The following is a 26799-nucleotide window of genomic DNA, read 5'->3' as shown; positions in this document are numbered from 1 at the left end:
AGACCAAGGTACCCACGCCGATGCTGACTCTGGTTTCACCAGCCAAAACCCTGGATTATGACTCACCGCTGGCCACCGATGCCTTTACCCGACCTCGCTTTACCGATCATTCACAGGTGCTGATCGACACCCTGCGACAGCTATCCGTGCAGGATGTTGCCGACCTGATGAAACTCAGTGACAAGCTGGCCAGCCTGAACGTGGCCCGTTATGAAAGCTGGCAGCCCGAGCACACCCCGGACAATGCGCGCCAGGCCGTGCTGGCCTTCAAGGGTGATGTCTACACCGGCCTGGATGCCGACAGTCTGAATGACGACGACTTCGACTTTGCCCAGCGTCACCTGCGCATCCTCTCCGGTCTCTATGGCGTGCTACGCCCGCTCGACCTGCTGGAGCCCTATCGTCTGGAAATGGGTACCCGCCTGGAAAACCCGCGCGGCAGCAACCTCTACCAGTTTTGGGGCAGCCTGATTACCGACAGCCTGAATACAGAACTGGCCGAGCAGAACGATGATGTCGTGGTCAACCTGGCCTCCAACGAATACTTCAAGGCGGTCAAGACCAAAGCACTCAAGGCGCGCCTGATCACACCGGTGTTCAAGGACTTCAAGAACGGCCAGTACAAGATCATCAGCTTCTACGCCAAGAAGGCCCGCGGGCTGATGAGCCGTTACATCATCCAGAACCGCATCGACACGCCAGATGCACTCAAGGGCTTTGACCTGGAAGGATACTACTTCAGTGACGCGCAGAGCCAGGGCGATACCTGGGTGTTTCTGCGCGACGAACCGCCGGCCAAGTAAGGTCTGTTCGGGCGGGCTCAGCCTGCCCGGCGCCCGTCACTGACTTCAAATGCCCCGACCAGCTGCTGCAGCTTGGCGGCCGTGCCCTTGACCTGATCCGAACTCAGCTGCAACTCGCCGACGGTTGTGTTCATGCGCGTGGCAATATCGGTGACCGAACGGGCATGACCGCCATGTGCCTGACTGTGGCGGTCGATATGCTTGATGGTATCGAACATCTGTGCCACGGCATCATGCAGCGCGGAACTGTCCGAGGTGGACTGCTCGGCCAGTATCAGGCCGCGGTCCACATCCTCTACCCCGGACTCCATGAACCGTACCGCCGCCTCGCTTTCACTCTGAATGCGCTCGACACGCTCACCGATTTCCCGCGCCGCGGCCTGGGTCCGTGAAGCCAGTGCCCGCACCTCGTCCGCCACCACGGAAAAGCCGCGTCCATGCTCACCGGCCCGGGCGGCTTCGATGGCGGCATTCAGGGCCAGCAGGTTGGTCTGGGCCGTGATATCGGTAATCAGACCCACCATTTCATCGATTTCGCCGGTGCGCTGATTCAGCGCTTCCACCCGTTGTGCCGAGGTCTGCACGATGTCCCGTATGGCCCGCGTCCCGGCCCGCACAGACTCGTACTGCTCGCGCGCACGCGCGACCACATCCTCCATCGCGCCTTTCATCACCTCTGCCGTGGCCGAGGCCTGGCTGATACCGGCCAGCTGCGCTTCCACCTGCTCCAGCATCTGGTCGGCGGCAGTGTCGACAGCCGCAGCCGCCTCCAGCGCCGTACGATTGCGGCTCTGCATTTGCCGGCTATGCGTATCCACGTCACCGGCGGCACGAATCACCTGTGCCACAATACTGTCGAGGTTGTCGACAAAGCTGTTGATCCAGCGGGCCAGATCACCGGTTTCATCCGCGCGCATATCGGCACTGTCCAGGCGCTGGCTCAGGTTGCCCTGCCCTTCGGCCAGGTTACGAATGACGGCGGTCATCGCCTCCAGCCGCCGTGACAGCGGCCGGATGCACAACTGCCAGAACAATAGTACGGAAAGCATGACCAGCCCCGTATCCAGCCCCCAGGCCTGCCACGACGACAATGCCAGTACCGATTGCACAGCCGCACTGGTGCCCAGCCCTAGGGCCAGTGTGGCCACCAGCCCCAGCGGCAGGCGTACACTGAGCGACCGGCGCCGGTACACCTCTTCCAGATCCGATTCGCACATCATCCCCCAGCGGTCCGGCGATCCCGGCAGCGAGAAGGTCACGCCCTTGCCGATCACCGGAATATGCCGGTAATCAGAATAGCCCGGATAGGTGACGAACAGATTTTCTCCGCACCGAATGGTCTCGCGCACGCCGGGGTGCAGCTGTCCCGTGGCCGGGTCGGTAAAACGCAGCTCCAGCTCGGTATGCCGCATCACCTTGACCCTGCCCCAGCGGGTGTGGATGCCGCTTTTCAGATTTTCGCCATGCGAAAAGGTGTCATCTTCAAACCGCGAGCGTGACAGCGCCGTGCCCGGTGCAATGGCAGGATCAAACCGGGATTCCACCATGAACAGGTAGTTGTCCCCGGATTCGGGGTAAACGTGTCCGGCTTCCCTTTGAATCAGGTCACCCAGCACATCATTGGGCACCCGGGCACGAGCAGACCCCGTGTTTCTCCACGGTGCCGTATGGGCTGATAAAACATCAATGTCACCGCATCATGAAACGCGGAGGAGCGTGGCCCCAACTGTAGCGTTACCGGGTCCACGTACGGGCCATGCAGAAAAGGCGCCTCGCGCCCCCGGCGCAGCGCATCGGCATCCAGATCCTGACTGCCGATACGCTGCGCCGCCGTCGACTGCAATACCCGACCCTGGCAATCCACCCAAGCCAGTTCGGTCCAGTCCGGTGCCTGTTGCAGACGCTGTTCCAGCAAGGACCGCGCGGCCTCGGGCTCGACCTGTGCCAGCTGTTCGGCCAGTGCCGACAACTGATCCCACTGCGTTTGCGCGGCTGTGTTGCACTTAGGTGTTGGTCACAGCAGTCAGCAGCAATCCCTGACATGACTTTCTGTTCTGCTTCATATACCTGAACCAGCTGAGGTAGTTGGGTAGATACGCTCGCCCCACGCCCCTGAAACGCACCATCCACTCTTTCCAGTTCATCATGTAGTTGTTGAGTGTTTGGATGTGGTAGATGCCCTCCACAACTCTTATCTTATCTAGCCCAACAATACGTTTATGATCGATTTTGCAGCCATTAGCGACCTCGATATAGGACTTATTTCCATCGGTGCAGAGTACGGAACCTTCAGCGATTTTAGGCTGGAGAAAGCGGCAGATACTTTCCTTGGTATTCTGGTCGACAACCTCATGAACAACCGAGCCATCGCGATTCATGGCGATTAGAATCGGCGTTTTGGGAACCTTGCCGCCACCTCGCTTCCTGGCGCTTCGGTGCAGCTTACGCTTCCCCTTAAATGATTCATTTACAAAGGTTTCATCGGCTTCAATAACGCCTGACAGAGGCTGCACGTCAATGCTTGAAGGCGCTTTGAGAAAGGCATGCCGCCAACGAAAAGCTGTACGGAGATTAATGCCCAACTCCGCTGCACACTTGCGCAACGGAGCACCATGCCACATAAGCTCGTTGTATTTGAGCCACTTCTGATTCATGCGCATTCTGTACAGAGGTGTTCCTTTCAACGCATTGAACGTCTGCAAACAGGCTTTGCATTTGAACCGCTGAATGCCCTGTTTTGTGAACCCCCATCGGGCAAGCCGGTTGCAGCTACAGTGGGGGCATTCGACCAGGTTTTCTTCTCGTTTCGCAATGACTTCACCGACCTGATTTTTGGATATCAGGTCATCAACTTGATGCTTAAGCTTCTTCAGCTCTGCGTATGTGAGGTCTTCGATATGTGGGAGAATACTGCGAAGGCGCTGAGTGCTCATGAAAGCTCCGGTCCATCTGGGGTATAGACCTCAGTGTAGGCTACCAACACTCAAGTGCAACACAGCCGTTTGCGCCCATTCAGTCAGCAAGCGCACACGGATCTGGGCAATGCCTTCAAAGGTCTGCTCGATCACCGGCAGCATGTGGCGGTTCAGCCAGCAGGCGCGGCGCATGGCGAACTTGCCGGTGGCACCCCACAGGGGCAGCCAGTGGCGCTCGGCCCGAGACAGTGACATGTGTGAGCCTTTCAACACCGACATCATTTTACTCCATCTGTTGGTCCATGGAGACAATGCAACAAGCGCGCCAACGCACTTTCAGCGTATAACAGGGGGAGGAATTCAGTGTTGATGCTCTCGAACTGAGCAGGAGGGGTAAACGGTGGTGCATGCGCACCAGAAAGAGGCAGGGCCACGGCCCGGTCGGGCCGTGGCGGGCCGGTATTAACCGGCCTGTTCGATACCGACGATGATCCAGTCGGCGTTGTCCTGGCTCATGTCGCGGCTCAGGTGCCAAACTTCACTGAACTCGCTGCTTGGCTGACCGGATTCGGCGATCCAGCCATAGAAGTGAATGCTGGCCACCACTTGACCCGGTTCTTCGGTGAAGTTAACCAGTTCAGCCATGACCGAATCCACCTCGGTATGCTGCTGATCCGGCAGCTTGGCGCGTTCTTCCTGCAGAGCCGCAAACATTTCGTCGGACATGTAGTCGCGAATCTCGCTCCAGTCACGGGTATCCCAGGCTTTCTGCAAATGGGTAAAGTGCTGCTGAGCACCTTCAACAAACGCTTTTTCGTTGAACCAGTCCGGCAGATTCAGACGTGCCGCCGTGAGCCCGGCGTTGCCCGTGCCGCCAAAACGCGCCGGCGCCGGCTGAGACGGCTGGGGTTCCGGCTGCTGGCGCATCATGCCGCCATCCGGGGTGGCGTAGGCCGGCTGCGCCGGTTGCACCTTGCGCCGCGTCAACAGCTTGAACGCCACGAACCCGATTACCGCGATCAGCAGGATGTCCATGAACTGGATGCCCTCGAAGGCACCGCCCATGAACAGGGCCGCCAGCAGGCCACCGGCCAGCAGACCGCCCAGCATGCCGCCAAAGCCCTTGGACTTGGTGCCCGTGGCCGACGTTGTCTTGCCCGCCGTGGTGCCGCTGGAGGCCTGTTCCTTGCTGGGCGCTGGCGCAACCCGCTTGGGTGTGGAATAACTCTTGCCGAAGCTGGAGCCGCCCCCCAGGCGCTTGGCTTCCGCCATGTCCGGCACCATGGCCAGACCCAGCACCAGGGCAAAAAACGTGGTCATCAGTGTTCGCATTGTCTCTCCTCAATGATGAAATGCTCACCCGCACGCCGCGTGCAGGCCGGAATGCAAATAGTGTACAGGGGTTCTGACACCGACGGCAGACCGACGTTCGGCTCAGGCGCCACTTTCGCTGCCACGACGCAGCAGCCGCGCCAGCAGGGTGTGCGGCGGGTCTTCTCCGGTCAGCAGATAGTGCAGCACGTTGTAGTTATTGATGCTCCATTCCATCTGCCGCTTGGCGGGGCTCAGGCCGCAAAACAGGATTTCATCCCCCACCTGCAGCGCGTGCAGCTCGCCGGGCAACAGCTTGACGCCTTCCAGGGTCTTGAGCAACAGCGGGAAACAGGGCAGCTGCCGGTCGCGCTGGCGCGGGTCCTTACTCAGATAGCGCAGCGATACCGGCCGCTCATCCAGCATAGCCAGAATGGCCGGGGCCGTTTGCGCGGTGACCTGCACAGCCCAGCTGTCCAGCTCCCGATCACCGACCACATTGCTCATGCGGTTGATCAGCGTATGTGCCCAGACATCGTCCTGCTGGTGTAGGTGCTCCATAAACAGCGGTAGCAGCGGCGTTTTCAGCTGCGCCAGGATGCGGTTGGCGATGATCCGGCCCGGCTCCATGATGAAATCGCAGCGGCTGTTGCGGAACACCAGCCCATTTTCATGCAGGTTCTGCCGCACCACCGTGGTCAAACGGGGATTGAGCTCGCGCGCCGTCATAATGATCGAGAGGTTGTCGGCATCGTTGGCGGTGCCGGCGATGATGCCCACCGCGGATGTCACCCCGGCGGCTTCAAGGGTATGGGCTTCGGTGCCCACGCCAACTACGGCATTCTTCAGCGCAGCCAGATTGCCGGGGCTGGGATCGATGATGGTCATCTCCATGCCCTCGGCTGAAAAGGCCGCCGCCAGCGCACGTCCGAAGCGGCCATAGCCACAGATGATCCAGCGTCCCGGTGCGTGCTTGTAAGCACTGGACAGGGTCCGGTGATGCGGGTTCATCAGCCAGTCATAAGCCAGCAACTTGTGCGGCGAACGCGCTGCCAATGCCATGTAGTCGGCGTAGGTCTGGAAGGGGTCGACGATCATGTCGGTGCCGAAGGAGGCCATGTTGGCCGTGGTGACCTGAGCGTTGGTACGCGTGATCACCTGCCGCCGCGGCGCCAGCAACTTGCTGGCAATGGCGATCGACAGGTTGACGTTGTCGTTGTTGGTCAGTGCCAGCACGCCGATGCAATGCGGGTGCTGGAGCCCGGCATGATCGAGGATATCGGGCAGCGAGGCATCGGCACAGATGGACGGCACCGGCAACTCCAGATTATCCAGCTCCAGTGCATCGATACGGTCCTGATCGATATCGACCACCACCACGCGGATGCCCCGATTGATCAGGCGCCGCACTACGATGCTGCCGGTGACGCCATAGCCGCAGACCAGATAAAAGGGCTGGTGCAACTTGCGCACATGAGCAATGAATCCGCGCAACCGCATCAGGCGCCCGAACATCGGCTCCTGCAGCACCGCCAGCGTCTGACCAATACCGTACAGCCAGCTGATGACGGTGGCATAGATCGACAGGGTGACCCACATGCGCTGGGCGCCGGTAAACTCGTAGGGCACCTCGCCGAAACCAATAGTGGTTCCCATGTAGGACACGAAATAGAAGGCATGGAAGAAATCCATGTACCAGACGTTGCCATCGGCATCCCGGCCCGGAATCAGCGTCATGCCGAACACCGAGATGGCGTATACCGTGATCAACGTGATCAGCGGCGCCCGCAGACGCCGCATGAACAGAAAGACCAGATTATTCATGGCCTCAACGCCGTATCAGCGCCGTTTCCACGACCAGCAGCACCACCGAGATCAGGTTAGCCACCGCCGCTCCGGCGGCAAAGGAGACGACACTGGCCATCATGCGCGGCGTCATGCCTCCGGCCATCACCTGCTCGCCATAGCCCCAGAAGACCGCCGCGATGATCAGCTGCAGGTCGGCCACCAGGCTGGTTGCCAGCATCAGCGCCCCCAGATGGGTCCGGTCGCCAAACTTGAGCACGGTACAGATCAGGCTGACGACCAGTGCCGCAAAAAGCTCGAACACATCATGATGGTCGGCGTTGTCCAGATCACCCAGCACAAATCCGAAGTTGAGTGTCAGCGCCAACACGATGAAAAATGCAAAGATCACCTTTTCGCGGTTCATCCGTTCGTTTCCTATCCTGTAAACTTCGGCTGATTGTATCGACTGTCCGCGTCCACTGCACCACCGTGGATCAACGGAATTGAACCCCAATTCGCCACCGGGGTCGTATGCTTCTACTGAACGCGTTATCAAAGTGAGGGACTATGCTGTATCTACGCCAACAGGCAGCCTTTGCGCTGCTGCTCCTGCTGTCCTGCCTGGCCCTGCCACTGCGGGCCGAGATCATCACCAGCCCGCTGGATACACGCAGTTATCGCCCCCTGCAGCTGGACAACGGCCTACGCGCTGTCCTGGTGTCCAATCCCGGTGCCGACAAGGCTGCCGTGTCGCTGAACGTCGAAGTCGGCTCCAATGCCAACCCGGCATCACGTCCGGGCCTGGCGCACTTTCTGGAACACATGCTGTTTCTGGGCACCGAGAAATACCCGGAGGCCGATAGCTACCAGCAGTTCATCAGTTCCCACGGCGGCAGCCACAATGCCTTCACGGCCTATGAAAACACCAACTATTTCTTCGATGTGAAAGCCAGCGCCCTGCCCGAAGCCGTTGACCGCTTCAGCCAGTTCTTTATTGCGCCGCTGTTTACCGCCAAATACGTGGATCGCGAGCGTCATGCCGTGCACTCGGAATATCAGGCCAAGCTGCGCGACGACGGCCGCCGCAGTTTTGAGGCCCAGAAGCAGATTCTCAACCCTGAGCATCATTACAGCCGCTTTGCCGTCGGTAGCCTGGAAACCTTGTCCGACGAGGATGACAGCCGTATTCGTGACGAACTGATCCGTTTCTACGAGCGCTATTACTCGGCCAACCTGATGACGCTGGCGATCAGCGGTCCACAGCCGCTGGATGAGCTGGAAACCCTGGTCCGCCAGGCTTTTGGTACCATCGAAAATCGCCAGGCCGCCCCCTACCGAGACCAGGCACCGCTGCTGCTGGACAACACCCTGCCGGCCCAGCTGAATATCGAAACCCTGCGCGAGACTCGCATGCTCAGCCTGAGCTTCCCGGTGCCGCCCGTGCGCGAGCACTGGCAGCAAAAACCGCTGTACTTCCTCAGCAGCCTGATCGGCTACGAGGGGCGCGGCAGTCTGCTGTCGCTGCTGAAGGAAAAGGGCTGGGTGCGCAGCCTGGCCGCCTCACCGGTGCTGGACCTGCCGGAGCAGTCGATGTTCCGTATCCGCATGGAGCTGACCGAAGCGGGAGCGGCGCAGGTCGATCAGATTACCGCCGACACCTTTACCTTCATCGAGCGGCTGCGTCAGAACGGTATCGACCCGGCCCTGTTTGCCGAAGAGCGCCAACTGGCGGCCACCGAGTTCCGCTTCCGCATGGCCGGCGAGCCCATGCATGAAGTGCTACGTCTGGCGCAGGCACAGATGTACTACCCGACCGCTCACCTGCTGGATGCCGATTACTACTTCGGCACCTTCGATGCGACGCTGCTGGACAACTACCTTGATCGCATGCGCCCGGAAAACCTGTTGCTCACTCTGGAGGGTCCGTCAGTGGCCACCGACCGAATCGAGCCGCGCTACCAGACGCCCTACGCCATTCTGCCGATCGAGGACGAGCGCCTGGCCCAGTGGCAACAGGTCGAGATCGACCCGCGCCTGCAGGTCCGTGCCCTCAACCCTTATGTGGCTAAGGACCTGTCACTGATCGATACAGCCCCCCAAAGCCGGCCACAGGCCGTCTGGTCGACGCCCGGCGCAGTCCTCTGGTATATGCCGGATCAGGCGTTCAAGCGTCCCAAGGCCGACTTCCGCTTTGCCCTGCTATCGCCGGTGGCCGGCCAGTCCGCCCGCAATACACTGCTCGCCGGCCTCTATACCCGCATGGTGCAGGATCAGCTCAATGAGCCGCTGTACGATGCCGCGCTGGCAGGCATCAGCCTGAACCTGTACCCGCACCTGCAGGGCATCAGCCTGCAGATGGGCGGTTTCAACGACCGTCAGCCACAGTTGCTGACGCGTGTACTGGATGTCATGCGTCAGCCCGAGGCCAATGCCCGGCGTTTTGCCCGTATCAAGGATCAGTTGCATGAGGAGCTGGACAACAGCCTCCGGGAAAAGCCTTACAACCAGGCCTTCAGCCACCTGTATACCCATCTGCTGGGCAGCTGGAGTACCGAACAGAAGCTGGCGGTGCTGGATCAGCTGACCCTGGACGATCTGATGACCTTTTACCCCCGTCTGCTGGAGCCGGCCGGCCTGCGCATGCTGGCCCATGGCAACCTGACCCGGGAAGATGCCATTGCCATGGCGAAGCAAGTGCGCGACCGCTTGCAGCCGGCCGACCTGGGCTGGGTGGCCGAAGCTCCGCACGTCCTGTCGTTGCCGGTGGATGAGCCCCTGATCGACAGTTTTAGCACCGAGCACAATGACGCTTCCGCCCTGCTCTACCTGCAGGGACCGGATGAAAGCCTGCGCACCCGAGCCGCTGTCGCGTTGCTGAGTGAAATGATGTCTACGCCCTTCTACTCGCGCCTGCGCACGGAAAAGCAGTATGGTTATATCGTCTTCGCCAACTTCATGCCGATCCGGGAGAGAGCCGGCCTGTCACTGGTCGTGCAGTCACCGGGCACCGATCCGTTCGTGCTGGCAGCGGAATACGCCGAGTTCCTGGCCGATCAGCGCCAGCGCCTGAACAGCCTGAGCGATGCCGACCTCTCGCGCTACAAGCAGAGCCTGCTGTCGCGTATCAATGCGCGCGACAACAGCCTGAGCGAGCGCACCAGTCGTCTCTGGCGCGAGCTGGATCGCGACAATACCGACTTTGATACCCGCGAACGCCTCAGCGCGCACACCCGGGATCTAAGCCGTGAAGAGTTGAGTGAGATGCTGGACGCACTGATGGCGCGCCAGCTGCTGATTCGCAACTTTGGCGCCACCGTGGACGAGGATGTGAAGCAGCAGGCGCTGAGTGATGATGATGCCCGCCTGAATGCACTGAAGCAGGACCAGCTGGGCATCCCGGCCAGCTGAGCTGGCTCTACTCGGCCGGTTCCTCGACAAACACGCGCCCCGGTGCCTTGGTGCCGGGGCCACCATCCGGTGAATTGAGTCCAAAGGGGTCAATGGAATCCGGTATGGGCGGCTCCGGCTCGGCATCCATCGGAGCGTTGTCGGTCAACACTTCCAAGCCATCGTCTCGACCGGTCCAGTCCTCATCACCTTCCTGCTCATCCCCCAGGTACACGCCGGGGATCGCCTTGACCTCATCGGTACAGATATTCTGAAAAATGCAGCGCTGAATCGCCTCATCCAGGCGAATCTGATCGAATACCCGGTCTTCACCGGCCAGCACGATTTCAGGCTTGGGACGCACAACCACCTCATGTACCGGCGGCAGCGCTGAAGGATGTACCACTTGCACCGGCAGTGGCTTGGCGATGCGATCCGCCGGGCGCACCTCGCGCAACGGCTCCCAGTCACGGTCGCCACGTCCCTTGCCCTCGTAGGCGTCTCGACCGTGCACGCGACCGGCCGAAAAACGGTCTGCCCCGGTCACGTCATAGGGGATCGGGGCCGCACGGCGCTCAGAACCGGCGGCGGCACCGCTGGGGATGACCATCAGCCCTGCCAGCAGCAATGCGGAGGTCAGGCTAGAGATACTCGCCCGGATAGATCGATTCGGCATACAGCGCCAGCTCCTCCAGTATGTGGCGGTCTCGATCCGGCAACTGCGGATCCTGAGCAATGGCGTTCAGGTCCTTGAACAGCTGCGGCAGACTGTAGCAGCCGCCCTCTCCCTGCAGCAGCTTGCGACTGCGGTACTCTTCCCAGCGCAAGGCTTCATCTTCGGTCAGTGTATATTCAAAGTTACGCGCCTTGTAGCGCAACAGCATTTCTTCCAACCGGGCATCCTGAAACGGCAAGTCCAGTTCGGCCAACTCGGCCGGATCGGCATTACGCACCCGCTCCATCAGGGCACGGTCGTGGTCGGAAAAGAAACCACCGCTGTAGAGCATGTGGTCCGGGTCGGCATCCGACTCGAACGGGCTCTCACTGAAGATATCGGCCAGTTTGGCCGCCAGTCCAGTTTCATTACGCAACATTTGCAGATGCAGCCGACAAACATCGCCGTCGATGTGCAAGCGTTCGGCGGACTCCTTCACCAGGCTTGCCGGTGCAATAATCGGGCACTTGTTGGCCAGTACCTGCTTGAGCGCAATGCGCGGCGCACCTTCCGGCAGCTCATCATGGCGCGTAAAAAGCAGCTTGCGCAGCTCCGGCACGCTCAATTCGAACAGCGGCGTCGGGTCTTCACGCAGATCCCATACCAGCGTGCTGTTGCGATTGGTCGGGTGGCAGGCGACCGGTGCCACCAGTGCAGCGTTGCCCCACTCGGTCGGGTATTTCGAGGACACGTGCAGCACCGGCTTCATCCGCGCCACATCCAGCTGCGCCTGTACGGCACGCTTACCGCGGTTGTTCAGTACATAATCGAACAGTTTGGGTTGGCGCTCCTTGATCAGCCGCGCCACGGCGATGGTGGCATACACGTCTGACAGGGCGTCATGCGCATTGCCATGGTCGATTCCGTTGGCCCTGGTCAGATCCTCCAGGCGCAGGCTCGGAGTGCCGTCATCGTATTTCGGCCAGACAATGCCCTCAGGCCGCAGCGCCCGGGTCAGACGCAGCATATCGATGATGTCCCAGCGCGAGCAGCCGTTTTGCCACTCGCGAGCATAGGGGTCGTGGAAGTTGCGATACAGCGTGTAGCGCGTCACTTCGTCGTCAAAGCGAATGCTGTTGTAGCCGACACCACAGGTCCCCGGTGTGGCCAGCTCGGCATGAATGCGGGCGATGAACTCCGCTTCGTTGACACCTTCCCGCAGCGCGGTTTGCGGCGTGATGCCGGTGACCAGGCAGGCGCGCGGATTGGGCAGCACATCCTCCGAGGGACGGCAGTACAGCATCATCGGCTCGCCGATGATATTGAATGCTGCATCGGTGCGAATACCGGCAAACTGCAGCGGCCGGTCGCGGGCCGGGTCGATGCCGGTGGTTTCGTAATCGTGCCAGAAAAAGGTGTGCTTGTGCTCGCCCGCCATGAGGTCCGTATCTCGACTTTTGTCAGTGGGAATGGTTAGATCAATCGAACATTCAGATTAACATTTCAACCTTCAGGGATCACCCACATGCCGATCGATACTCAGGATATGGACACCCGCTGCCCCTGCGGATCAGGCAAGCCTTTCAGCTTCTGCTGCGAACCGGCCATCTCCGGTCGTAAGCCGGCCGCCACGGCCGAAGCCCTGATGCGTTCGCGATACACAGCATTTGTGCTCGGCGCCGTTGATTACCTGATCAACACCACAGCAGCCCGCAAGCGCTCGCCACTGGATGCCGAGTTGCTGTCCGAACAGACCCAGGTCACGACCTGGACCGGACTGGAAATTATCGATACCGAAGCCGGCTCCGCGCTGGACCAACAGGGTGTCGTGGAGTTCAAGGCCTCCTTCGACAGCCCCGAGGGCAGTGCCATCCTGCACGAACGCTCACGCTTCGAGCGCGAGCAGGGGCTGTGGGTCTACACCGACGGTGATGTCGAGTTGCTGCACACTTGATACCCGGCCGCCCTTCTTTTATCAGCGCGGGGGCCGCCAGTTGACGCAGACATCGACGAGTGCACATGTGAACCACAACAGGTAAAAGTCGCACATGCCGGCATCCGCACGCACTGAAAATCACACGGGGGTGGTCCGAAGGCGCCGTTTTTACCTATCTGAAGGTGGGCAGATCGGAGACTTCGGGAGCGGGATCCAGGCATCCGATACACGTGCTTTAAACGGTTGTCGTCCATTCAGCATCTGTCAAGGCTTTTCCTTGCACTCCCCTGCCCGTTAGAATAGCGGCCCCCCCGTGTATCCAATTGATACGGATACCGGGATCTCTTCTGGTAGTGGTGACTGATGTTTGCAAACCTGTTCAAGCCCAAGTGGCGTCATTCGGACCCGGATGTACGTGCCTCCGCCGTACACAAGTTACAACCGGACCACCCCGAGCAGGCCGTCATTCTGCGCCAGCTCGCGCTGAATGACAGTAATCCGCAGGTACGTCTAAGTGCCGTGCGCCGACTGTCGGATACCGATTCTCTGCTCCAGGTGCTGCAGCAGTCCAGCGATCCCGACATTCGTTATCAGGCCGGGCTGCGCGTCAGCGAATGCCTTGACAGCCACAACAACCTGTCCGAGCTAACCCGGCTACTGGAGCAGATCGACGACACCGATGCCCGCACCCAGATCATCATTCACACCCGCAGCCCGCACATTGAAAGTCAGACGCTCAACAGCATCGACGACGAAAAGGTGTTGATGGAAATCGCGCTGAATGCGCGCCTGGCCGACATCCGTAAGGAAGCCGCCAGTCGCATATTCGATACCGACCTGCTCGAAGAGATCCAGCGTGCCTCGCGTGGCCGCGATAAGACCGTACACCGTATCAGCCGTGACAAGCTGAATCAGCTGCGCGAGCATGCACGCCAAGCCGCTGAGCAGCAGGAACGCCGCCTGCAACTGCTAGAGCAGCTGGAGCAACTGACCCTGACCGAAGATACCCAGTATCTGCAGGCGCGCGTACAAGCCCTTTATCAGGACTGGCAGCAGCTGGACAAAGCCGCGGCGGACGATCAGCAGCGTTTTGATCAGTTATATACACGGGTCAAACAGCGCCTGCAGGAGCAGGCCGATGCCGAAGCGTATGTGCGCCGGCAACAAGCTGAACGGGCGGCTCGTGACGCCCATTCCCGAGCGCTGCAGTCTGAACTGACCGAACGGCTGAACACGCTGCCAGCATCGGCCAATACCCTGGAAACAGCATTGAACACACTGGACGCCGACTGGCAGGCCCTGGAGCTGCCACAGGACTCTGATACCGCTCGCCGCTGGCAGGCCGACATGCATCAGGCGCGCCAGCTGCAACAGGCACAGGCACGGCTGGAGCAACACCAGGACGAGATTGAGTCTCTGCTGACGGCCGAGCAGGATACCGAACAGTTACGCCCGCTGCGCAGGCTGCTAAGCAGCCTGGATTGGCCGAAGGCCTTGGTCCAGCCCGAATCGCTGCAAAAGCTGAACACCCTGCAACAGCAGCTCAAGCAAAAACAGGACCAGCTGCGCCAAGAAGCTCGCCAGCACAGCGATGAGGTTGCACGCCAGCTGGACACCTTGGAATCCGCCCTGGACACTGGCCACCAAGTGGAAGCCGATCGCCTGCATGGCCGGCTGGCTCAACACATGGAGCGCCTGAACGGCCTGCTGCCCGATACCCTTGAAGCCCGTTTCCGTACCCTCAATGCCCGCTTGGCTGAACTGCATGACTGGCAGGGCTTTGCCGCCGCCGGCAAGAAAGAAGCCCTGTGTGAGCAGATGGAAGCCCTGGTGGGTGTGGACATGCAACCCCAGCCACTGGCTGACCGCATTCGCGCCCTACAGCAGGAATGGAAACAGGTTGATGCCACCGACCCGGTTCACTCGCAGAAGCTGTGGAAACGCTTCCATGACGCCGGAGAAAAAGCCTATGCTCCCTGCCAGGCTTGGTTTGGCTCGCAACGCAAACAGCGTGAATTCAATCTGGCGCAGCGCCAGCAGATTTGTGACCAGCTCGCGCTTTACCTGGAGCAGATGGACTGGAGCCAGGCCGACTGGCCGGCCGTTGAAGCCGTCAGCCGCACCGCCCGCGAAGAATGGCGCACCTTCACCCCGGTGGATCGGGCCCCGGGCAAGCCGCTGCAACAGCAGTTCAATGCCCTGCTGCGCGACTTGGACCAGCATATCAAACACCACCGCCAACAGTGTGCCGACATCAAGGAAGCCCTGATTGCCCGCGCTGCCGAACTGGCCGAGCAGGACGATGCCCAGACTGCGGCCCAGGAAGCCAAACAGCTGCAGCAACAGTGGAAGGCCGCTGGCCCGACTTTCCGCAGTCGCGAACGCGCACTCTGGCAGGCCTTCCGCGAGCACTGTGACATGATTTTTGCGCGCCTCAAGCACCAGCGGCGCGAACAGGCCGCCAACGAGCGCAAGCAGGTTAAGGAAGCCGCACGTCAGCCCCTTAGCAATACCGCTGTTGATGCCTTGCAACGCCTGGCACTGCTGGCTGAACAGGCCGAAGAAGAACTGGCTACCCAAGGCAGTAGCGACACCCTGGCAGCCCTGTTGACTCAGGCCATCACCGGTCCCTCACCCGGCGCCGTCTGGCGTGAACTCATCGGGCAGCGCCTTGAAGCCATTCGATTGATCAGTGCCGGTAACCGCAGTATTGAAGAGCAGTTGATGATCTCCGAACGCCAGGCACGCGAGCTGTGCATTAGACTGGAAATCCTGTTGGGACATCCCTCGCCGGAAGAAGACGAGGCTCTGCGTATGGAGTATCAAATGGAACGTCTGAGCCAGGCGCTAGCGCAGCAGGATGACGAGCCAACACCTGCAGCCCTGCAGGCACTGGAGCTGGAATGGCTAACCCTGCCGTTCGCCTGGCAGTTTACTGAGCTGCACGAACGCTTTGTGCAGCTCCTGCAGCCGGCCTGATCCTGCCTCCCACCACGGCGTCGGCATAAAAAACCGGATGACTCAAGGAGCCATCCGGTGCCTTCAACCAGCATCTCGCGTTTTATCTACCTGCAGATTCAAGCTGCATGGTGCACCATCTCCGGCTTGTCATCAGACAATGACGCATGTGCCAGCTCCACTTCTACCCGAAACAGGTGATAGGCCTCAGGACCGAAGGGGTCCAGCGCCGTATCCATGTATTCGTAGTCCATGGCCACCGGCTTGCCAGTCATGGCGACACGAAATGCGGCGGTACACGTTGGTACATCAGCCCGCAGCGGCTCTTCAACCCACATGAAGAGTCCCTTTTCGGCTACCAGGTACTCGAACCGCACCACCTGATAGCCATGTTTCAGGTGCAGGGTATTCAGGCTGTCTGATGCTTCAAGACGGTACTTGTGGATCGCTTTCATGGTCGGACTCCTCGTCTCGTTGGCTTACGCACTTATAATGGACAAGGTTAACCAAAGAAAAAAGCAGATTTATTCATCTAAATTGTCAGATTTTTTCGACGTCAAAGCCCCTTGGCAGATCGCCTGTACCGCCGCATGGCGCGGCTGCGGCCCCCGCGTGATGGCATAGAGCGTATCACGCACCGACTCCACCCGTCCCAACATCTCGACCTGATACTGGCGACAGACCTCATCGGCAATCACCGCCGGCGCCGCAAACACGCCCATACCATGATGGCCAAACACCTTGATCAGCGCACTGTCATCCACCTGGGCCCGAACGGAGACGCTGACCCCCTGGTCTGCAAACCACTGCATCAACTGACTGACGTAAGGGGCCGCCACGGCATTGGCCAGAAACGGCTGGCCGTCCAGGCTGGCCGGAAACCCGTCACGGAGCGACTGAGCCAGTGCGGGCGCGGCAAACAGACTCATCGGCGAGCTGCCCAGATCATGCAAATGCAAACGGGAGTCCGGCTGCAACACCGGTGGACGGTCGGTCAGCACAACATCCAGATCATGCCGCTTAAGGTCATCCAGCAGGTTGGGGGTGCGGCCGGTTTCACAACTCAGGTTCAGTCGCCGCTCCAGCTGCAACGCCGGCTCGATCAAACGCCAGGCAATCAGCTTGTGAATGGAGGCGGAAATCCCAACCGACAGCCGCAAGGGGCGCTCATCAGCGGGGGTCTGCAGTTCCTGCTGCAAGGCCTCGGCTGCTTCAAAGATGGTATCGGCATGCGCCTGTACGGACTGGCCCAACTCGGTCAGCTTGAGCCCGCGTCCCTCGCGTCGAAACAGCAGCCCGCCAATCTCGCTTTCGAGCGTTGCCACCTGACTGCTGAGTGTTTGTGGCGCCAAATCCAGTATCCGGCTGGCCTTGGCCATACTGCCCTCTCGGGCCACCACCCAAAAATGGTACAGGTGGCGAAAATTGAGTGTGTTCAACATGCGTAACGCTCCTGGTCCGTGTGTCGCACGTGATCCCTCAGGGGGTACAATCACCACAGATCAGCGAAGCGATCCCGGTGGCACAGATACAGGCGCAGCTCGAACTCCAGCTGATGGTAATCAGGCTCCATGTGGCAGCACAGCTTGTAAAACGCCTTGTCATGCTGCTTTTCACGCAAGTGTGCCAGTTCGTGCACCACGATCATGCGCAGAAACGGCTCCGGCACCCGGCGAAACAGCGACGAGACCCGAATTTCGCTTTTCGCCTTCAGCTTCTTGCCCTGCACCCGTGACGCCTGGGTATGCAAGCCCAGCGCATTATTGATGATATGAATCTTGTCATCATAGACAACCTTGCTGATCGGCGAAGAACTGCGCATATAGCGGTTCTTAATTGCCTGCGCGTACTCGTAAAGCGCCTTTTCAGCGGTCACATCATGCGCCTGAGGATACTTGTTCAACAACCAGGTACCGGATTGTTCATTGTCCAGCAATGCCTGCGCCTGCTGCTGAACCTGAGCACTGTATCCAATGAGATAGCGGGGTTTTGCGGGCTTACTCATGACAGCATCACTCTCTCAATCCGCAGCCAGCTTGTCGGTAACACTCTGAATCTTGTCGTCAATACTCTGCGCCCGGTCGGTGCGGGTGCCCAGGCGCATGGAAGATGTGATACGCGGCGCCCCCATCGCATGGACAACTTCATGACAGCGCTTGACCGCCGCCATGACCTCATCCCAGTCACCTTCGATATTGGTACCATAAGCGTGCAACTGATGCTCAAGACCCGCTTCTTCCAGCACCCGCTGACAGGCCGTCACGTATTCGGATACTGAAATACCCACCCCAAGCGGGACGACACAGAGATCAATCATGACATTCATGGAAACTCCTGAGGGTCAGCACTGAATAGAATAGAGAACGCATTTTACCCCCCGTGGTCGACAAACGGGCGAGCAGATGCCATACGGCGGGCAAATCCATCCGGCAGACCGGTAAACAGCCCCCTTGGATCCAACTGGCAGGTAGAGTGCACAATACGCCTACCTAGCCATAGTGAGCTTCACGATGGCAGTTGGGACAGAGCGCGATCGCATTTTCTACCGAATCCTCGCCACCTGCCGCGAGAGGAACACGATGATGGACTTCAAGATAAGGAGTGCCATCAGATTTTCTGGCAAACGGTGCCTTGGCTCCACACGCCTGACAATACCCGTTGGCTTGAGACAAAACTACCGCGACAACGTCAGGGTTTCGTGCAAACTCCCAGGATGTAACCCGCCGCTTGACCGGGATCTTTGAAGCCTGAGCCAAGCGTTGCTCTCGCTGCGCAGGCTCTTGCAAAGCTAAATGCACTTTTATGTAAAAGGGGTCAAGTGCGTAGGCATCTCGATACCACGTCTGAATATCGTTTTTCAGTGACCACACAAACCCTTCTGCTTCTTCTTGCCCGTCAAACAGACAGGGCCACCACCTCAACTGGCCATTTGCCCTTGTGTCCGGCTCATAACAGAAGAAGTTGGCCAGTTTCTTGGCAAGGCGAACAACATGAAGGTTGATCGCACCGACGGACGGATAGCCAAGCTCGTCCATCACCTGGGTCGCCGTCGCGCTCTGATCAGGCTGATGCATATAATAAGACAACAGGTCGTGATCTTCAGAATCCAGCATCATCAATCTCTGCCGATGAAAATGAGCATGCGTGTTTTCGTACGTGTTCTCTCGCAACACCTATTCCGTACTGCCTTGATATTGAATCAATCTTTGATTGATTACCAGTCACAAGCGCACATGATCCGAGGTCAACGTACACACTGTCAGTTATAGCCGCTTGATAGATCACACACAGCGATGGCGGTATGAAAGGACAGGTTGGCAGCCATTGCACCTGACGACGACCTTAGGACAGGGCTCAGTTGACCGGGCAGGAGGAAAATATAATGGGCCGATGAGCGGTAACATGTACGTTCAGGCGTTCACCCTGACTGTAGCGATGCAAGCCTTGTTCCAATACTTCCACTTCACGCCCGCTATTCAAACGCACACGGTAGAGAATCCGGCTGCCCTGAAATTCGGAGCTGAGGATTTCACCGGGCACGCCGCCTTCATGGCTCAGATAGAGGTCGCCCGGTCGCAGGAACAGCTGTACATCACAACCGGCGTCCACGCCCAGCGGCTCGGCAAACTCCAACAACCCCAGGTCGGTCTCGACCGCTTGAGCAGCGCTGATACGGCCGCGGAAGAGTTCGCCCTTGCCGACGAATGAGGCGACTTCCGGCGTGGCCGGTCGGTAGTAAAGGTCTTCCGGGCTCCCCCACTGCTGCACCTTGCCGGCCGAGAGAATGCCGATACGATCGCTGATGGTAAAAGCTTCCTGCTGGTCGTGCGTCACCATGATGGCGGCGATGCCTCGGCGCTTGAGAATGTCACGCACATCCTGTGACAGCTGGCGGCGCAGGTCGGTGTCCAAGTTAGAGAACGGTTCGTCCATCAGCAGCAGGCGCGGGTCCGGTGCCAGTGCACGTGCCAGCGCCACGCGCTGCTGCTGACCGCCAGAGAGTTCATGCGGGTAGCGGCGGCTCAGGTCCGGTAATTCGACCAGGTCCAGCACTTCCTGCACCCGGCGACGCTTTTCGGCACGGGCCAACCCATTCAGGCCGAAAGCGATGTTATCGGCAATGCTCAGGTGGGGAAACAGGGCGTAATCCTGAAACACCATGCCCATGCCTCGTTTTTCCGGCGGCACGACCTGTGCGGCACTGCTGATCACTTGTTCGCCCAGACGGATCTGGCCTGACAGCGGGCTGATGAACCCGGCAATGGCTCTCAGTACCGTTGTCTTGCCACAACCGCTGGGGCCCAGCAGACAGGCAATTTCACCCTGCTCCATCGACAGCGCCACGCCATCCAGTACCGTTTGAGACTGGTACGCACATTTGAGGCCTTCAATACTGAGCAAAGCGGTCATGCTGTCCTCGGGACGAAAGAATTTGGGAACATTATGATAATTGAAAACGATTCTCAGATCATCCAAGAGATTGGCGATAGCGCGCCCAGTCAAACGCCGGGCCCGGATCAGTCTTGCGTCCCGGCGCAATATTACTGTGGCCGGTAATACGGTCTCGGGTCAGATTTGGATAGGTCACCAGCAACGTCCGTGTCACGGCGGCCAACACCTGATACTGAGCATCGGTGTAGGGAATGTCATCGGCACCTTCCAACTCGATGCCGATGGAGAAGTCATTACAGGCTTCACGACCATCAAAACAGGAGCGCCCAGCATGCCAGGCACGACGGTCGAAGGGCACAAACTGGATCATGCTGCCATCACGCTCGATCAGCAGGTGTGCGGAAACCTCCAGCCCGTCGAGTTTGGCAAAAAACGGATGCGCCTGCGGGTCCAGGCAGTTGGTAAACAGCTCGGTAACATGCCCCCCGCCAAACTGGCCGGGCGGCAGGCTGATGTTGTGAATCACCAGCAGCGAGATTTCACCGGCTGGACGCGTGTTGCAATTGGGGGAAGGCACGAAGCATGCCGAGGTGATGCGATGCTGATTTATAACAGGTGGCGTCTGGTCCAAAGGGTGTACTCCGACAGCATACTCAGGCTGTTCCATTTCCGTTAGAATGCCTGCTCCATAGTACATCAAAGGGACAGGCCCGCCACCATGCTGACGCTGACCGAGCTCAAACCGACCATTGAAGAAAACGTGCGTACCGCCCTGCTGGAAGACGTGGGCAACGGCGACATCACCGCCGAACTGATTCCGGCCAGTGACCAGAAAAAGGCACGTGTGATTTCACGCCAGACCGCCGTGATTTGCGGCCAGGCATGGGTGGATGAAGTGTTCCGCCAGGTTGACCCGGACGTGAAGATCGAATGGCTGGTGCGCGACGGTGACCGAGTAGAACGCGATCAGGTGCTGTTTCGCCTGGAGGGCTCGGCCCGGTCACTGCTGACCGGTGAGCGGGCCGCGCTGAACTTCCTGCAGACCCTGTCAGGCACCGCCACCCTCAGTCATGACTACGCTCAGCGCGTGGCGGGCACGCCAGTAACCCTGCTGGATACCCGCAAGACCATCCCCGGCCTGCGCATGGGGCAAAAGTATGCCGTCAGCTGTGGCGGTTGCTCCAACCACCGTATCGGCCTGTATGACGCCTTCCTGATCAAGGAAAACCACATCATGGCCTGCGGCGGTATCGAGCAGGCAATCGAGACCGCACGGCGCAACCATCCGGGTAAACCGGTGGAGATCGAGGTGGAAACCGAAGCACAGCTGGAGCGCGCGCTGGTGGCCGGAGCCGATATCGTCATGCTGGACAACTTCAGCCCCAAGCGCATGGTCGCGGCCGTGGCCCAGACCGCCGGTCGTGCCAAGCTGGAAGCCTCGGGCAACATCACTGACGCGACCCTGCTCGACTACGCCAATACCGGCGTGGATTACATCTCCATCGGCGCGCTGACCAAGCATTGTCAGGCTGTCGATCTGTCGATGCGAATTATCGAAGAGTAAACCCAAGGCTGCAGACAAAAAACGGCACCTCACATGAGCGTGCCGTTTTTTATACCTGCAGGTAACAAGCCGTTGGACAGCGGTTCCGTGCGCGCCTACCACCAGGCCGAGATGGCCGCAACACCCTGAGCACCATGCTGTCGGGCCGTGGCAAGATCGTCCTCACCCAACCCGCCCAGCGCATACACCGGCAGGGTACATTGCGCGACCCATTCCGCAAACTGCGCCCAGCCCAGCACAGGCTGCCCCGGATGGGAGGCGGTCGGCTGTACCGGTGACAGGGTGATGAAATCGACACCTTTTTCCTCCGCCATGCGGATCTGCTCAGGGTCATGGCAGGACGCACTCAGCCAGCGACCATTGAACGCGGCACGTTCACTCAGACTCTGCAAACGCTCCGATGTCAGGTGCAGGTGTTCGGCCCCCAGACTGTTGGCCAACGCCACCGATGCATTTACGCCCAGTATAGCGCCCTGCTTTTGGCACAGTGGCAACAGCGCATGATACAACTCGGTAAACGCGTCATCATCAAGCGCCTTGGCCCTCAGCATGATGTGCCGGATACCTCGCGCCAGTGCTGACTGAACCCGTTCGCTGTACTCCGCTGCGCCGACAGCCGAGCCAGTCACCAGCAGGCGTTCCGGCAGCTGAGCGGCCGCAACGATAGGCGCATTCGCGGCCGGAAAGGCATACGCATCCAGCTTGTTCGGTGCAACCCAACATACCGGCTGTCCTTCTGCGCCGTGCGCCTCACCCTCGAAATCATCCACGTCCCAGACATCGAGCAACACCGATTTATCGGGATAGTGGTGAGGAATCAGGATCAACGGACGGGCAGAAGTGACGCGGATACCCAGCTCTTCCTGCAGCTCACGCGCCAGCGCATCGGCCACCGGCTCGCCAGGCTCGACCTTGCCGCCGGGGAACTCCCAGAGGCCGCCCTGGTGCTTGTCGTCAGGACGGCGGGCAATCAAAATATGACCACGGCGGTCACGAATGACGGCCGCGGCAACATGGATCAGTTTGGACATGTCAATTACGGAATCCGATCAGCTGCGATAGTCCGCATTGATGCTGACGTAGTCATGGGACAGATCGGTGGTCCAGACGCGCTCAATGACCTGACCACGGTTGAGTACCACGCGAATCAGAATTTCTTCGCCATCCATGACGGCCTGGCCAGCTTCTTCGGTGTAACTGGCGGCACGACCACCGTTTTCGACGATGCAGACATCATTGAGATAGATCTGCAGTGCATCCAGATCCAAATTGTCGATACCTGCACGGCCAACGCAGGCCAGGATACGGCCCCAGTTGGGGTCGCTGGCAAACAGCGCGGTCTTCACCAACGGCGAGTGGGCAATGGTGTAGGCCACGTCCAACGCCTCTTGGCTGGTGCCGGCCGACTCGACGCAGACTTCCACGAACTTGGTTGCCCCTTCACCATCACGCACGATCGCATGTGCCAGCTGCTGCATCACCCGTTCCAGCGCTTCGGTAAACAGGGCCGCCAGCTCATAGTCAGCGCCATCGATACGCACGCCGCTGGCACCGGTGGCCACCAGCATGCAGGAATCGTTGGTCGAGGTATCGCCGTCTACTGTGATGCGGTTGAAAGAACGATCTGCCACCTTGCTCAGCCATTGCTGCAGCAGTTGCTGCGGCACTTCGGCATCGGTCGCCACATAGCCCAGCATGGTGGCCATGTTGGGCATGATCATGCCGGAGCCCTTGGAAATACCGGTCAGCGTAATGGTCTTGCCCTGATACTCAATCTGCTCGCTGGCCGCCTTGGGGCGAGTATCGGTAGTCATGATACCCCAGGCCGCCTGCTCCCAGTTATCCTCAGACAGGTCAGCTTTGGCTGCATCCAGCGCGGCCACGATCTTGTCGACCGGCAAGGGCTCACCAATCACACCGGTCGAGAACGGCAGTACCGTTTCTACCGGCTGATCGCAGCGTTCGGCCACGGCCTGACAGCAGGTCATGGCATCGGTCATGCCCTGTTCGCCGGTACCGGCGTTGGCATTGCCGGTGTTGACCAGCAAATAGCGAGACGGGCTGGCCGCCATGTGCTGTTTGCAGATACGCACCGGTGCCGCACAGAAGGCGTTCAGGGTGAACACGCCCGCCACGGCACTGCCTTCGGCCGCCTCCATCAGTACCACGTCACGTCGGCCCGGTTTCTTGATCCCTGCCGATGCAATTCCGAGACGAAATCCACTAACCGGATGTAATTGAGGCAAAGTTGCCGGACCGACTGCCATGATGTTGCTTCCTTGATGGTTGACGAATGTTGATTAACTGAGTTTACCGTGACACTGCTTGTATTTTTTGCCGGAGCCGCACGGACAGGGGTCATTGCGGCCAACCTTGGGCGTCTGGCGCTTGAACGGCTCGGCGTTCTCGTCCTGGCCCTGCTCGGTGACCGTGGCCGAGTCCTGCTGCTCCTCCCCCAAACCACTGCTGTCGGCGTGTTCGAAGCTCATCTGCTGGCGCTCGGCCTGAGCACGCCGCTCTTCTTCCATACGCTCGACTTCTTCCGGCTGACGCACCTGAACGTGGCTCAGGATACGCACTACATCACGCTTGATATTTTCCAACAGGTCCTGGAACAGGTTGAACGCTTCACGCTTGTATTCCTGCTTGGGGTTCTTCTGTGCGTAGCCACGCAGGTGAATGCCCTGGCGCAGCAGATCCATGGTCTGCAGATGCTCTTTCCACAGCGTATCCAGTACCTGCAGCATTACCTGCTTTTCAAACATGCGCAGTGTTTCTACGCCAACCGCATCTTCCTTGGCCTGGTAGGCCGCCAGAATTTCCCCGCGAATCTTCTCGCGCAGTGAATCTTCATGCAGAGAGTCATCCTCATCCAACCACTGCTGAATCGGCAGCTTGAGTGCAAACTCGGTTTCCAATGCCTTTTCCAGTGCCGGCACATCCCACATCTCTTCGAGACTCTGCGGCGGTACATGTTCACTGATAGTGCTGTCGATCACTTCATCACGCACCGAGCGCACGGTGTCGGAAATATCATCCGATGCCATGACCTCGTTGCGTTGATCATAAATCACGCTGCGCTGATCGTTGGCCACGTCATCATATTCCAGCAGCGACTTGCGAATATCGAAGTTGCGGCCTTCCACCTTGCGCTGTGCCTTCTCGATGGCGTTGGTCACCATCTTGTGCTCGATGGCTTCACCCTTTTCCATGCCCAGCGCCTGCATGAACTGACGCACCCGCTCGGAGGCGAAGATTCGCATCAGGTCATCTTCCAGCGACAGGAAGAAACGGGACGAGCCCGGGTCACCCTGGCGACCGGCACGGCCACGCAGCTGGTTATCGATACGACGGGATTCGTGACGCTCGGTACCGATGATATGCAGACCGCCGGCCTCCAGCACGATTTCATGACGCTTGCGCCACTCTTCACGGGCCTGCTCAAGCTGGGTATCGCTGACATCGTCACCCAGCGCCGCCAGCTCGGCTTCCAGCTTGCCACCCAGCATGATGTCGGTACCACGACCGGCCATATTGGTAGCGATAGTAACCGCACCCGGACGACCGGCTTCGGCGATCACGCCGGCCTCACCCTGGTGGTTCTTGGCGTTGAGCACGTTGTGCGCAATCTTTTCCTTGTTCAGCAGTGCCGACAGCAGCTCGGATGATTCAACCGACGCCGTGCCCACCAGTACCGGACGGTTGTGTTCGCGGCAGTAGCGGATTTCCTTGACGATCGCCTGGTACTTCTCTTCCATGGTCAGGAAGATGATGTCGTTGTAGTCCTTGCGCTGAATCGGACGGTTGGTGGGGATCACCACAACATCCAGCCCATAGATCTGGCGCAGTTCGTAGGCTTCGGTATCGGCGGTGCCGGTCATGCCGGCCAGCTTTTCATACAGACGGAAGTAGTTCTGGAAAGTGGTGGACGCCAGCGTTTGGCTTTCCATCTGAATCTGTACGCCTTCTTTCGCTTCTACCGCCTGATGCAGGCCTTCGGACCAGCGACGGCCCGGCATGATACGGCCGGTGTGCTCATCGACAATGACGATTTGGCCGTTCTGGATGATGTAATCCTTATCACGCTGGAACAGGTAGTGTGCACGCAGACCGGCCAACACATGGTGCAGCAGGTTCAGGTTCTGCGGTGCGTACAGGCTCTCGCCTTCCTGCAGCATTTCATGCTCAATCAGCAGGTCTTCCACCAACTGGTGACCGGCTTCGGTCAGTTCCACCGTGCGGTTCTTTTCATCCACCACGAAGTGTTCGTCGATAACCTGTTCAGTATCCTTGGGGTCGATCTCGCCATGGAACTGCTGTAGCTGGGGAATCAGCTGATTGATCTTGTGATACGTCGCGGAGCTGTCTTCGGCCGGGCCTGATATGATCAGCGGTGTACGGGCCTCATCAATGAGGATAGAGTCCACCTCATCCACCACGGCAAAGTGGAAATCGCGTTGCACCTTGTCACTGAGACTGAATGCCATGTTGTCGCGCAGATAGTCAAAGCCGAACTCATTGTTGGTACCGTAGGTGATATCAGCTGCATAGGCCGCGCGCTTGGATTCGGGATCTTGGCCGGAAAACACCACCCCCACGGTCAAGCCGAGTGCTTCATACAGCGGCCGCATCCAGTCGGCGTCACGCTGGGCCAGGTAATCGTTCACGGTCACGACGTGAACGCCCTTGGCCGGCAGCGCATTGAGGTAGACCGCCAGGGTTGCTACCAAGGTCTTGCCTTCACCGGTTTTCATCTCGGCAACCTTGCCGTCGTTGAGCACCATGCCGCCAATGAGCTGGACGTCGAAATGACGCATGCCCATGACACGCTTGGAGGCTTCGCGGACAGCAGCAAAAGCGTCAGGCAGCAGCTTGTCCAGCGCCTCGCCCTGCTCAAGCCGTTCACGGAAAGCAACCGTCTGTCCCTTGAGGTCGGCGTCCGACAACGCCTCGAAACTCGCTTCCAGCTCGTTGATCTGCTTGACGACCTTGCCCAGTCGCTTCAGCTCACGATCGTTTTTACTTCCCAGAATCTTCTTGAACAGTGAGGTCAGCATAATTCGACTTTTAACCGGTTGAATGCAAAGGGG

24 protein-coding genes are annotated in these 26799 nt (G+C 59.4%); 5 read left to right on the top strand and 19 right to left on the bottom strand.

Annotation, left to right across the window (positions count from 1 at the left end; all coding sequences use genetic code 11):
* The first annotated feature begins 20 nt into the window (after positions 1-20).
* Entirely contained in the window at positions 21-803 is a 783-nt protein-coding gene (gene yaaA, locus KTN04_RS05180) for a peroxide stress protein YaaA (RefSeq protein WP_217334154.1), read from the top strand.
* Between the two features lie 17 nt (positions 804-820).
* On the opposite strand, the gene KTN04_RS05175 is transcribed toward yaaA, so the two are convergent.
* The 7 genes from KTN04_RS05175 to KTN04_RS05145 all read right to left on the bottom strand — a co-directional run bounded on the left by KTN04_RS05175 (position 821) and on the right by KTN04_RS05145 (position 7241).
* Complete coding sequence (locus KTN04_RS05175) at positions 821-2419, bottom strand: methyl-accepting chemotaxis protein (RefSeq protein WP_217334153.1); 1599 nt, start codon at positions 2417-2419, stop codon at positions 821-823.
* A complete protein-coding gene (locus KTN04_RS05170) occupies positions 2404-2772 on the bottom strand; it encodes a PDC sensor domain-containing protein (RefSeq protein WP_217334152.1) in 369 nt (122 codons plus the stop codon). Before KTN04_RS05170 ends, KTN04_RS05175 begins: the two co-directional genes overlap by 16 nt.
* Before the next feature lie 34 nt (positions 2773-2806).
* Positions 2807-3736, bottom strand: a complete 930-nt coding sequence (locus tag KTN04_RS05165) for an IS1595 family transposase (RefSeq protein ID WP_217334151.1) — start codon at positions 3734-3736, stop codon at positions 2807-2809.
* A 30-nt stretch (positions 3737-3766) separates the two neighbouring features.
* Positions 3767-3997: a hypothetical protein gene (locus KTN04_RS05160; RefSeq protein ID WP_217334150.1), complete on the bottom strand. Its 231-nt coding sequence runs from the start codon at positions 3995-3997 to the stop codon at positions 3767-3769.
* 183 nt (positions 3998-4180) lie between these two features.
* The gene (locus tag KTN04_RS05155) at positions 4181-5050 is read right to left on the bottom strand and encodes a Tim44 domain-containing protein (RefSeq protein ID WP_217334149.1); all 870 of its coding nucleotides are present in this window, start codon (positions 5048-5050) and stop codon (positions 4181-4183) included.
* A gap of 102 nt (positions 5051-5152) precedes the next feature.
* The gene (locus tag KTN04_RS05150; RefSeq protein ID WP_217334148.1) at positions 5153-6853 is read right to left on the bottom strand and encodes a potassium channel family protein; all 1701 of its coding nucleotides are present in this window, start codon (positions 6851-6853) and stop codon (positions 5153-5155) included.
* 4 nt (positions 6854-6857) lie between these two features.
* On the bottom strand, positions 6858-7241 hold the full coding sequence (locus KTN04_RS05145) for a DUF6394 family protein (protein WP_217334147.1): 384 nt from the start codon (positions 7239-7241) through the stop codon (positions 6858-6860).
* 143 nt (positions 7242-7384) lie between these two features.
* On the opposite strand from KTN04_RS05145, the gene KTN04_RS05140 reads away from it, so the two are divergent.
* Positions 7385-10225, top strand: coding sequence for an insulinase family protein (locus KTN04_RS05140; protein WP_217334146.1), 2841 nt, complete (start codon positions 7385-7387; stop codon positions 10223-10225).
* A gap of 7 nt (positions 10226-10232) precedes the next feature.
* Here KTN04_RS05140 and KTN04_RS05135 read toward each other — a convergent pair whose 3' ends face one another.
* Both KTN04_RS05135 and sbcB read right to left on the bottom strand, forming a co-directional pair.
* Entirely contained in the window at positions 10233-10880 is a 648-nt protein-coding gene (locus tag KTN04_RS05135) for a hypothetical protein (protein ID WP_217334145.1), read from the bottom strand.
* Positions 10846-12297, bottom strand: a complete 1452-nt coding sequence (sbcB, locus tag KTN04_RS05130) for an exodeoxyribonuclease I (protein ID WP_217334144.1) — start codon at positions 12295-12297, stop codon at positions 10846-10848. The genes KTN04_RS05135 and sbcB overlap by 35 nt, the downstream gene beginning before the upstream one ends.
* An 87-nt stretch (positions 12298-12384) precedes the next feature.
* On the opposite strand from sbcB, the gene KTN04_RS05125 reads away from it, so the two are divergent.
* Together KTN04_RS05125 and KTN04_RS05120 are read left to right on the top strand one after the other, a co-directional pair.
* Positions 12385-12813, top strand: coding sequence for a YchJ family protein (locus KTN04_RS05125; protein WP_217334143.1), 429 nt, complete (start codon positions 12385-12387; stop codon positions 12811-12813).
* A gap of 345 nt (positions 12814-13158) precedes the next feature.
* Complete coding sequence (locus tag KTN04_RS05120; protein ID WP_217334142.1) at positions 13159-15774, top strand: DUF349 domain-containing protein; 2616 nt, start codon at positions 13159-13161, stop codon at positions 15772-15774.
* Positions 15775-15872: 98 nt separating this feature from the next.
* Here the strand turns inward: KTN04_RS05120 and KTN04_RS05115 are convergent, their stop codons facing one another.
* The 7 genes from KTN04_RS05115 to ampD all read right to left on the bottom strand — a co-directional run bounded on the left by KTN04_RS05115 (position 15873) and on the right by ampD (position 20812).
* Positions 15873-16208, bottom strand: a complete 336-nt coding sequence (locus KTN04_RS05115) for a DUF7352 domain-containing protein (RefSeq protein WP_217334141.1) — start codon at positions 16206-16208, stop codon at positions 15873-15875.
* A gap of 69 nt (positions 16209-16277) precedes the next feature.
* Positions 16278-17195 carry a LysR family transcriptional regulator gene (locus tag KTN04_RS05110; RefSeq protein WP_217334140.1) on the bottom strand — a complete coding sequence of 306 codons (918 nt, stop codon included), beginning with the start codon at positions 17193-17195 and terminating at the stop codon, positions 16278-16280.
* A gap of 50 nt (positions 17196-17245) precedes the next feature.
* Positions 17246-17758 (bottom strand): M48 metallopeptidase family protein, encoded by a 513-nt coding sequence (locus KTN04_RS05105; RefSeq protein ID WP_217334139.1) that lies wholly within the window; start codon positions 17756-17758, stop codon positions 17246-17248.
* A gap of 15 nt (positions 17759-17773) precedes the next feature.
* Complete coding sequence (locus KTN04_RS05100; RefSeq protein ID WP_217334138.1) at positions 17774-18079, bottom strand: MTH1187 family thiamine-binding protein; 306 nt, start codon at positions 18077-18079, stop codon at positions 17774-17776.
* 163 nt (positions 18080-18242) lie between these two features.
* Positions 18243-18869: an HNH endonuclease gene (locus KTN04_RS05095; protein ID WP_217334137.1), complete on the bottom strand. Its 627-nt coding sequence runs from the start codon at positions 18867-18869 to the stop codon at positions 18243-18245.
* Positions 18870-19107: 238 nt separating this feature from the next.
* Positions 19108-20163, bottom strand: a complete 1056-nt coding sequence (locus KTN04_RS05090; protein WP_217334136.1) for an ABC transporter ATP-binding protein — start codon at positions 20161-20163, stop codon at positions 19108-19110.
* Between the two features lie 58 nt (positions 20164-20221).
* On the bottom strand, positions 20222-20812 hold the full coding sequence (gene ampD / locus KTN04_RS05085; protein ID WP_217334135.1) for a 1,6-anhydro-N-acetylmuramyl-L-alanine amidase AmpD: 591 nt from the start codon (positions 20810-20812) through the stop codon (positions 20222-20224).
* A gap of 51 nt (positions 20813-20863) precedes the next feature.
* Between ampD and nadC the strand changes: the two genes are divergently transcribed.
* Complete coding sequence (gene nadC, locus KTN04_RS05080; RefSeq protein WP_217334134.1) at positions 20864-21709, top strand: carboxylating nicotinate-nucleotide diphosphorylase; 846 nt, start codon at positions 20864-20866, stop codon at positions 21707-21709.
* A gap of 95 nt (positions 21710-21804) precedes the next feature.
* Here nadC and KTN04_RS05075 read toward each other — a convergent pair whose 3' ends face one another.
* The 3 genes from KTN04_RS05075 to secA are packed head-to-tail and all read right to left on the bottom strand — an operon-like array spanning position 21805 to position 26766.
* A complete protein-coding gene (locus KTN04_RS05075; protein ID WP_217334133.1) occupies positions 21805-22740 on the bottom strand; it encodes a Nudix family hydrolase in 936 nt (311 codons plus the stop codon).
* 18 nt (positions 22741-22758) lie between these two features.
* Positions 22759-23976 (bottom strand): bifunctional glutamate N-acetyltransferase/amino-acid acetyltransferase ArgJ, encoded by a 1218-nt coding sequence (gene argJ, locus KTN04_RS05070; RefSeq protein WP_217334132.1) that lies wholly within the window; start codon positions 23974-23976, stop codon positions 22759-22761.
* Between the two features lie 33 nt (positions 23977-24009).
* On the bottom strand, positions 24010-26766 hold the full coding sequence (gene secA / locus KTN04_RS05065; RefSeq protein ID WP_217334131.1) for a preprotein translocase subunit SecA: 2757 nt from the start codon (positions 26764-26766) through the stop codon (positions 24010-24012).
* Between the last annotated feature and the right edge of the window lie 33 nt (positions 26767-26799).

The organism is Marinobacterium weihaiense (genome assembly GCF_019061305.1).
Lineage (GTDB): Bacteria > Pseudomonadota > Gammaproteobacteria > Pseudomonadales > Balneatricaceae > Marinobacterium > Marinobacterium weihaiense.
This window is presented reverse-complemented; position numbering and strand designations above follow the sequence as displayed.

Excerpts from the sequence above, each read along its gene's own strand:
- yaaA (WP_217334154.1), top strand. The coding sequence starts at position 21 with ATGCTGACTCTGGTTTCACCAGCCAAAACCCTGGATTATGACTCACCG.
- KTN04_RS05165 (WP_217334151.1), bottom strand. The coding sequence starts at position 3,736 with ATGAGCACTCAGCGCCTTCGCAGTATTCTCCCACATATCGAAGACCTC.
- KTN04_RS05160 (WP_217334150.1), bottom strand. The coding sequence starts at position 3,997 with ATGTCGGTGTTGAAAGGCTCACACATGTCACTGTCTCGGGCCGAGCGC.
- KTN04_RS05155 (WP_217334149.1), bottom strand. The coding sequence starts at position 5,050 with ATGCGAACACTGATGACCACGTTTTTTGCCCTGGTGCTGGGTCTGGCC.
- KTN04_RS05150 (WP_217334148.1), bottom strand. The coding sequence starts at position 6,853 with ATGAATAATCTGGTCTTTCTGTTCATGCGGCGTCTGCGGGCGCCGCTG.
- KTN04_RS05145 (WP_217334147.1), bottom strand. The coding sequence starts at position 7,241 with ATGAACCGCGAAAAGGTGATCTTTGCATTTTTCATCGTGTTGGCGCTG.
- KTN04_RS05140 (WP_217334146.1), top strand. The coding sequence starts at position 7,385 with ATGCTGTATCTACGCCAACAGGCAGCCTTTGCGCTGCTGCTCCTGCTG.
- KTN04_RS05135 (WP_217334145.1), bottom strand. The coding sequence starts at position 10,880 with ATGCCGAATCGATCTATCCGGGCGAGTATCTCTAGCCTGACCTCCGCA.
- sbcB (WP_217334144.1), bottom strand. The coding sequence starts at position 12,297 with ATGGCGGGCGAGCACAAGCACACCTTTTTCTGGCACGATTACGAAACC.
- KTN04_RS05125 (WP_217334143.1), top strand. The coding sequence starts at position 12,385 with ATGCCGATCGATACTCAGGATATGGACACCCGCTGCCCCTGCGGATCA.
- KTN04_RS05120 (WP_217334142.1), top strand. The coding sequence starts at position 13,159 with ATGTTTGCAAACCTGTTCAAGCCCAAGTGGCGTCATTCGGACCCGGAT.
- KTN04_RS05115 (WP_217334141.1), bottom strand. The coding sequence starts at position 16,208 with ATGAAAGCGATCCACAAGTACCGTCTTGAAGCATCAGACAGCCTGAAT.
- KTN04_RS05110 (WP_217334140.1), bottom strand. The coding sequence starts at position 17,195 with ATGTTGAACACACTCAATTTTCGCCACCTGTACCATTTTTGGGTGGTG.
- KTN04_RS05105 (WP_217334139.1), bottom strand. The coding sequence starts at position 17,758 with ATGAGTAAGCCCGCAAAACCCCGCTATCTCATTGGATACAGTGCTCAG.
- KTN04_RS05100 (WP_217334138.1), bottom strand. The coding sequence starts at position 18,079 with ATGAATGTCATGATTGATCTCTGTGTCGTCCCGCTTGGGGTGGGTATT.
- KTN04_RS05095 (WP_217334137.1), bottom strand. The coding sequence starts at position 18,869 with ATGATGCTGGATTCTGAAGATCACGACCTGTTGTCTTATTATATGCAT.
- KTN04_RS05090 (WP_217334136.1), bottom strand. The coding sequence starts at position 20,163 with ATGACCGCTTTGCTCAGTATTGAAGGCCTCAAATGTGCGTACCAGTCT.
- ampD (WP_217334135.1), bottom strand. The coding sequence starts at position 20,812 with ATGGAACAGCCTGAGTATGCTGTCGGAGTACACCCTTTGGACCAGACG.
- nadC (WP_217334134.1), top strand. The coding sequence starts at position 20,864 with ATGCTGACGCTGACCGAGCTCAAACCGACCATTGAAGAAAACGTGCGT.
- KTN04_RS05075 (WP_217334133.1), bottom strand. The coding sequence starts at position 22,740 with ATGTCCAAACTGATCCATGTTGCCGCGGCCGTCATTCGTGACCGCCGT.
- argJ (WP_217334132.1), bottom strand. The coding sequence starts at position 23,976 with ATGGCAGTCGGTCCGGCAACTTTGCCTCAATTACATCCGGTTAGTGGA.
- secA (WP_217334131.1), bottom strand. The coding sequence starts at position 26,766 with ATGCTGACCTCACTGTTCAAGAAGATTCTGGGAAGTAAAAACGATCGT.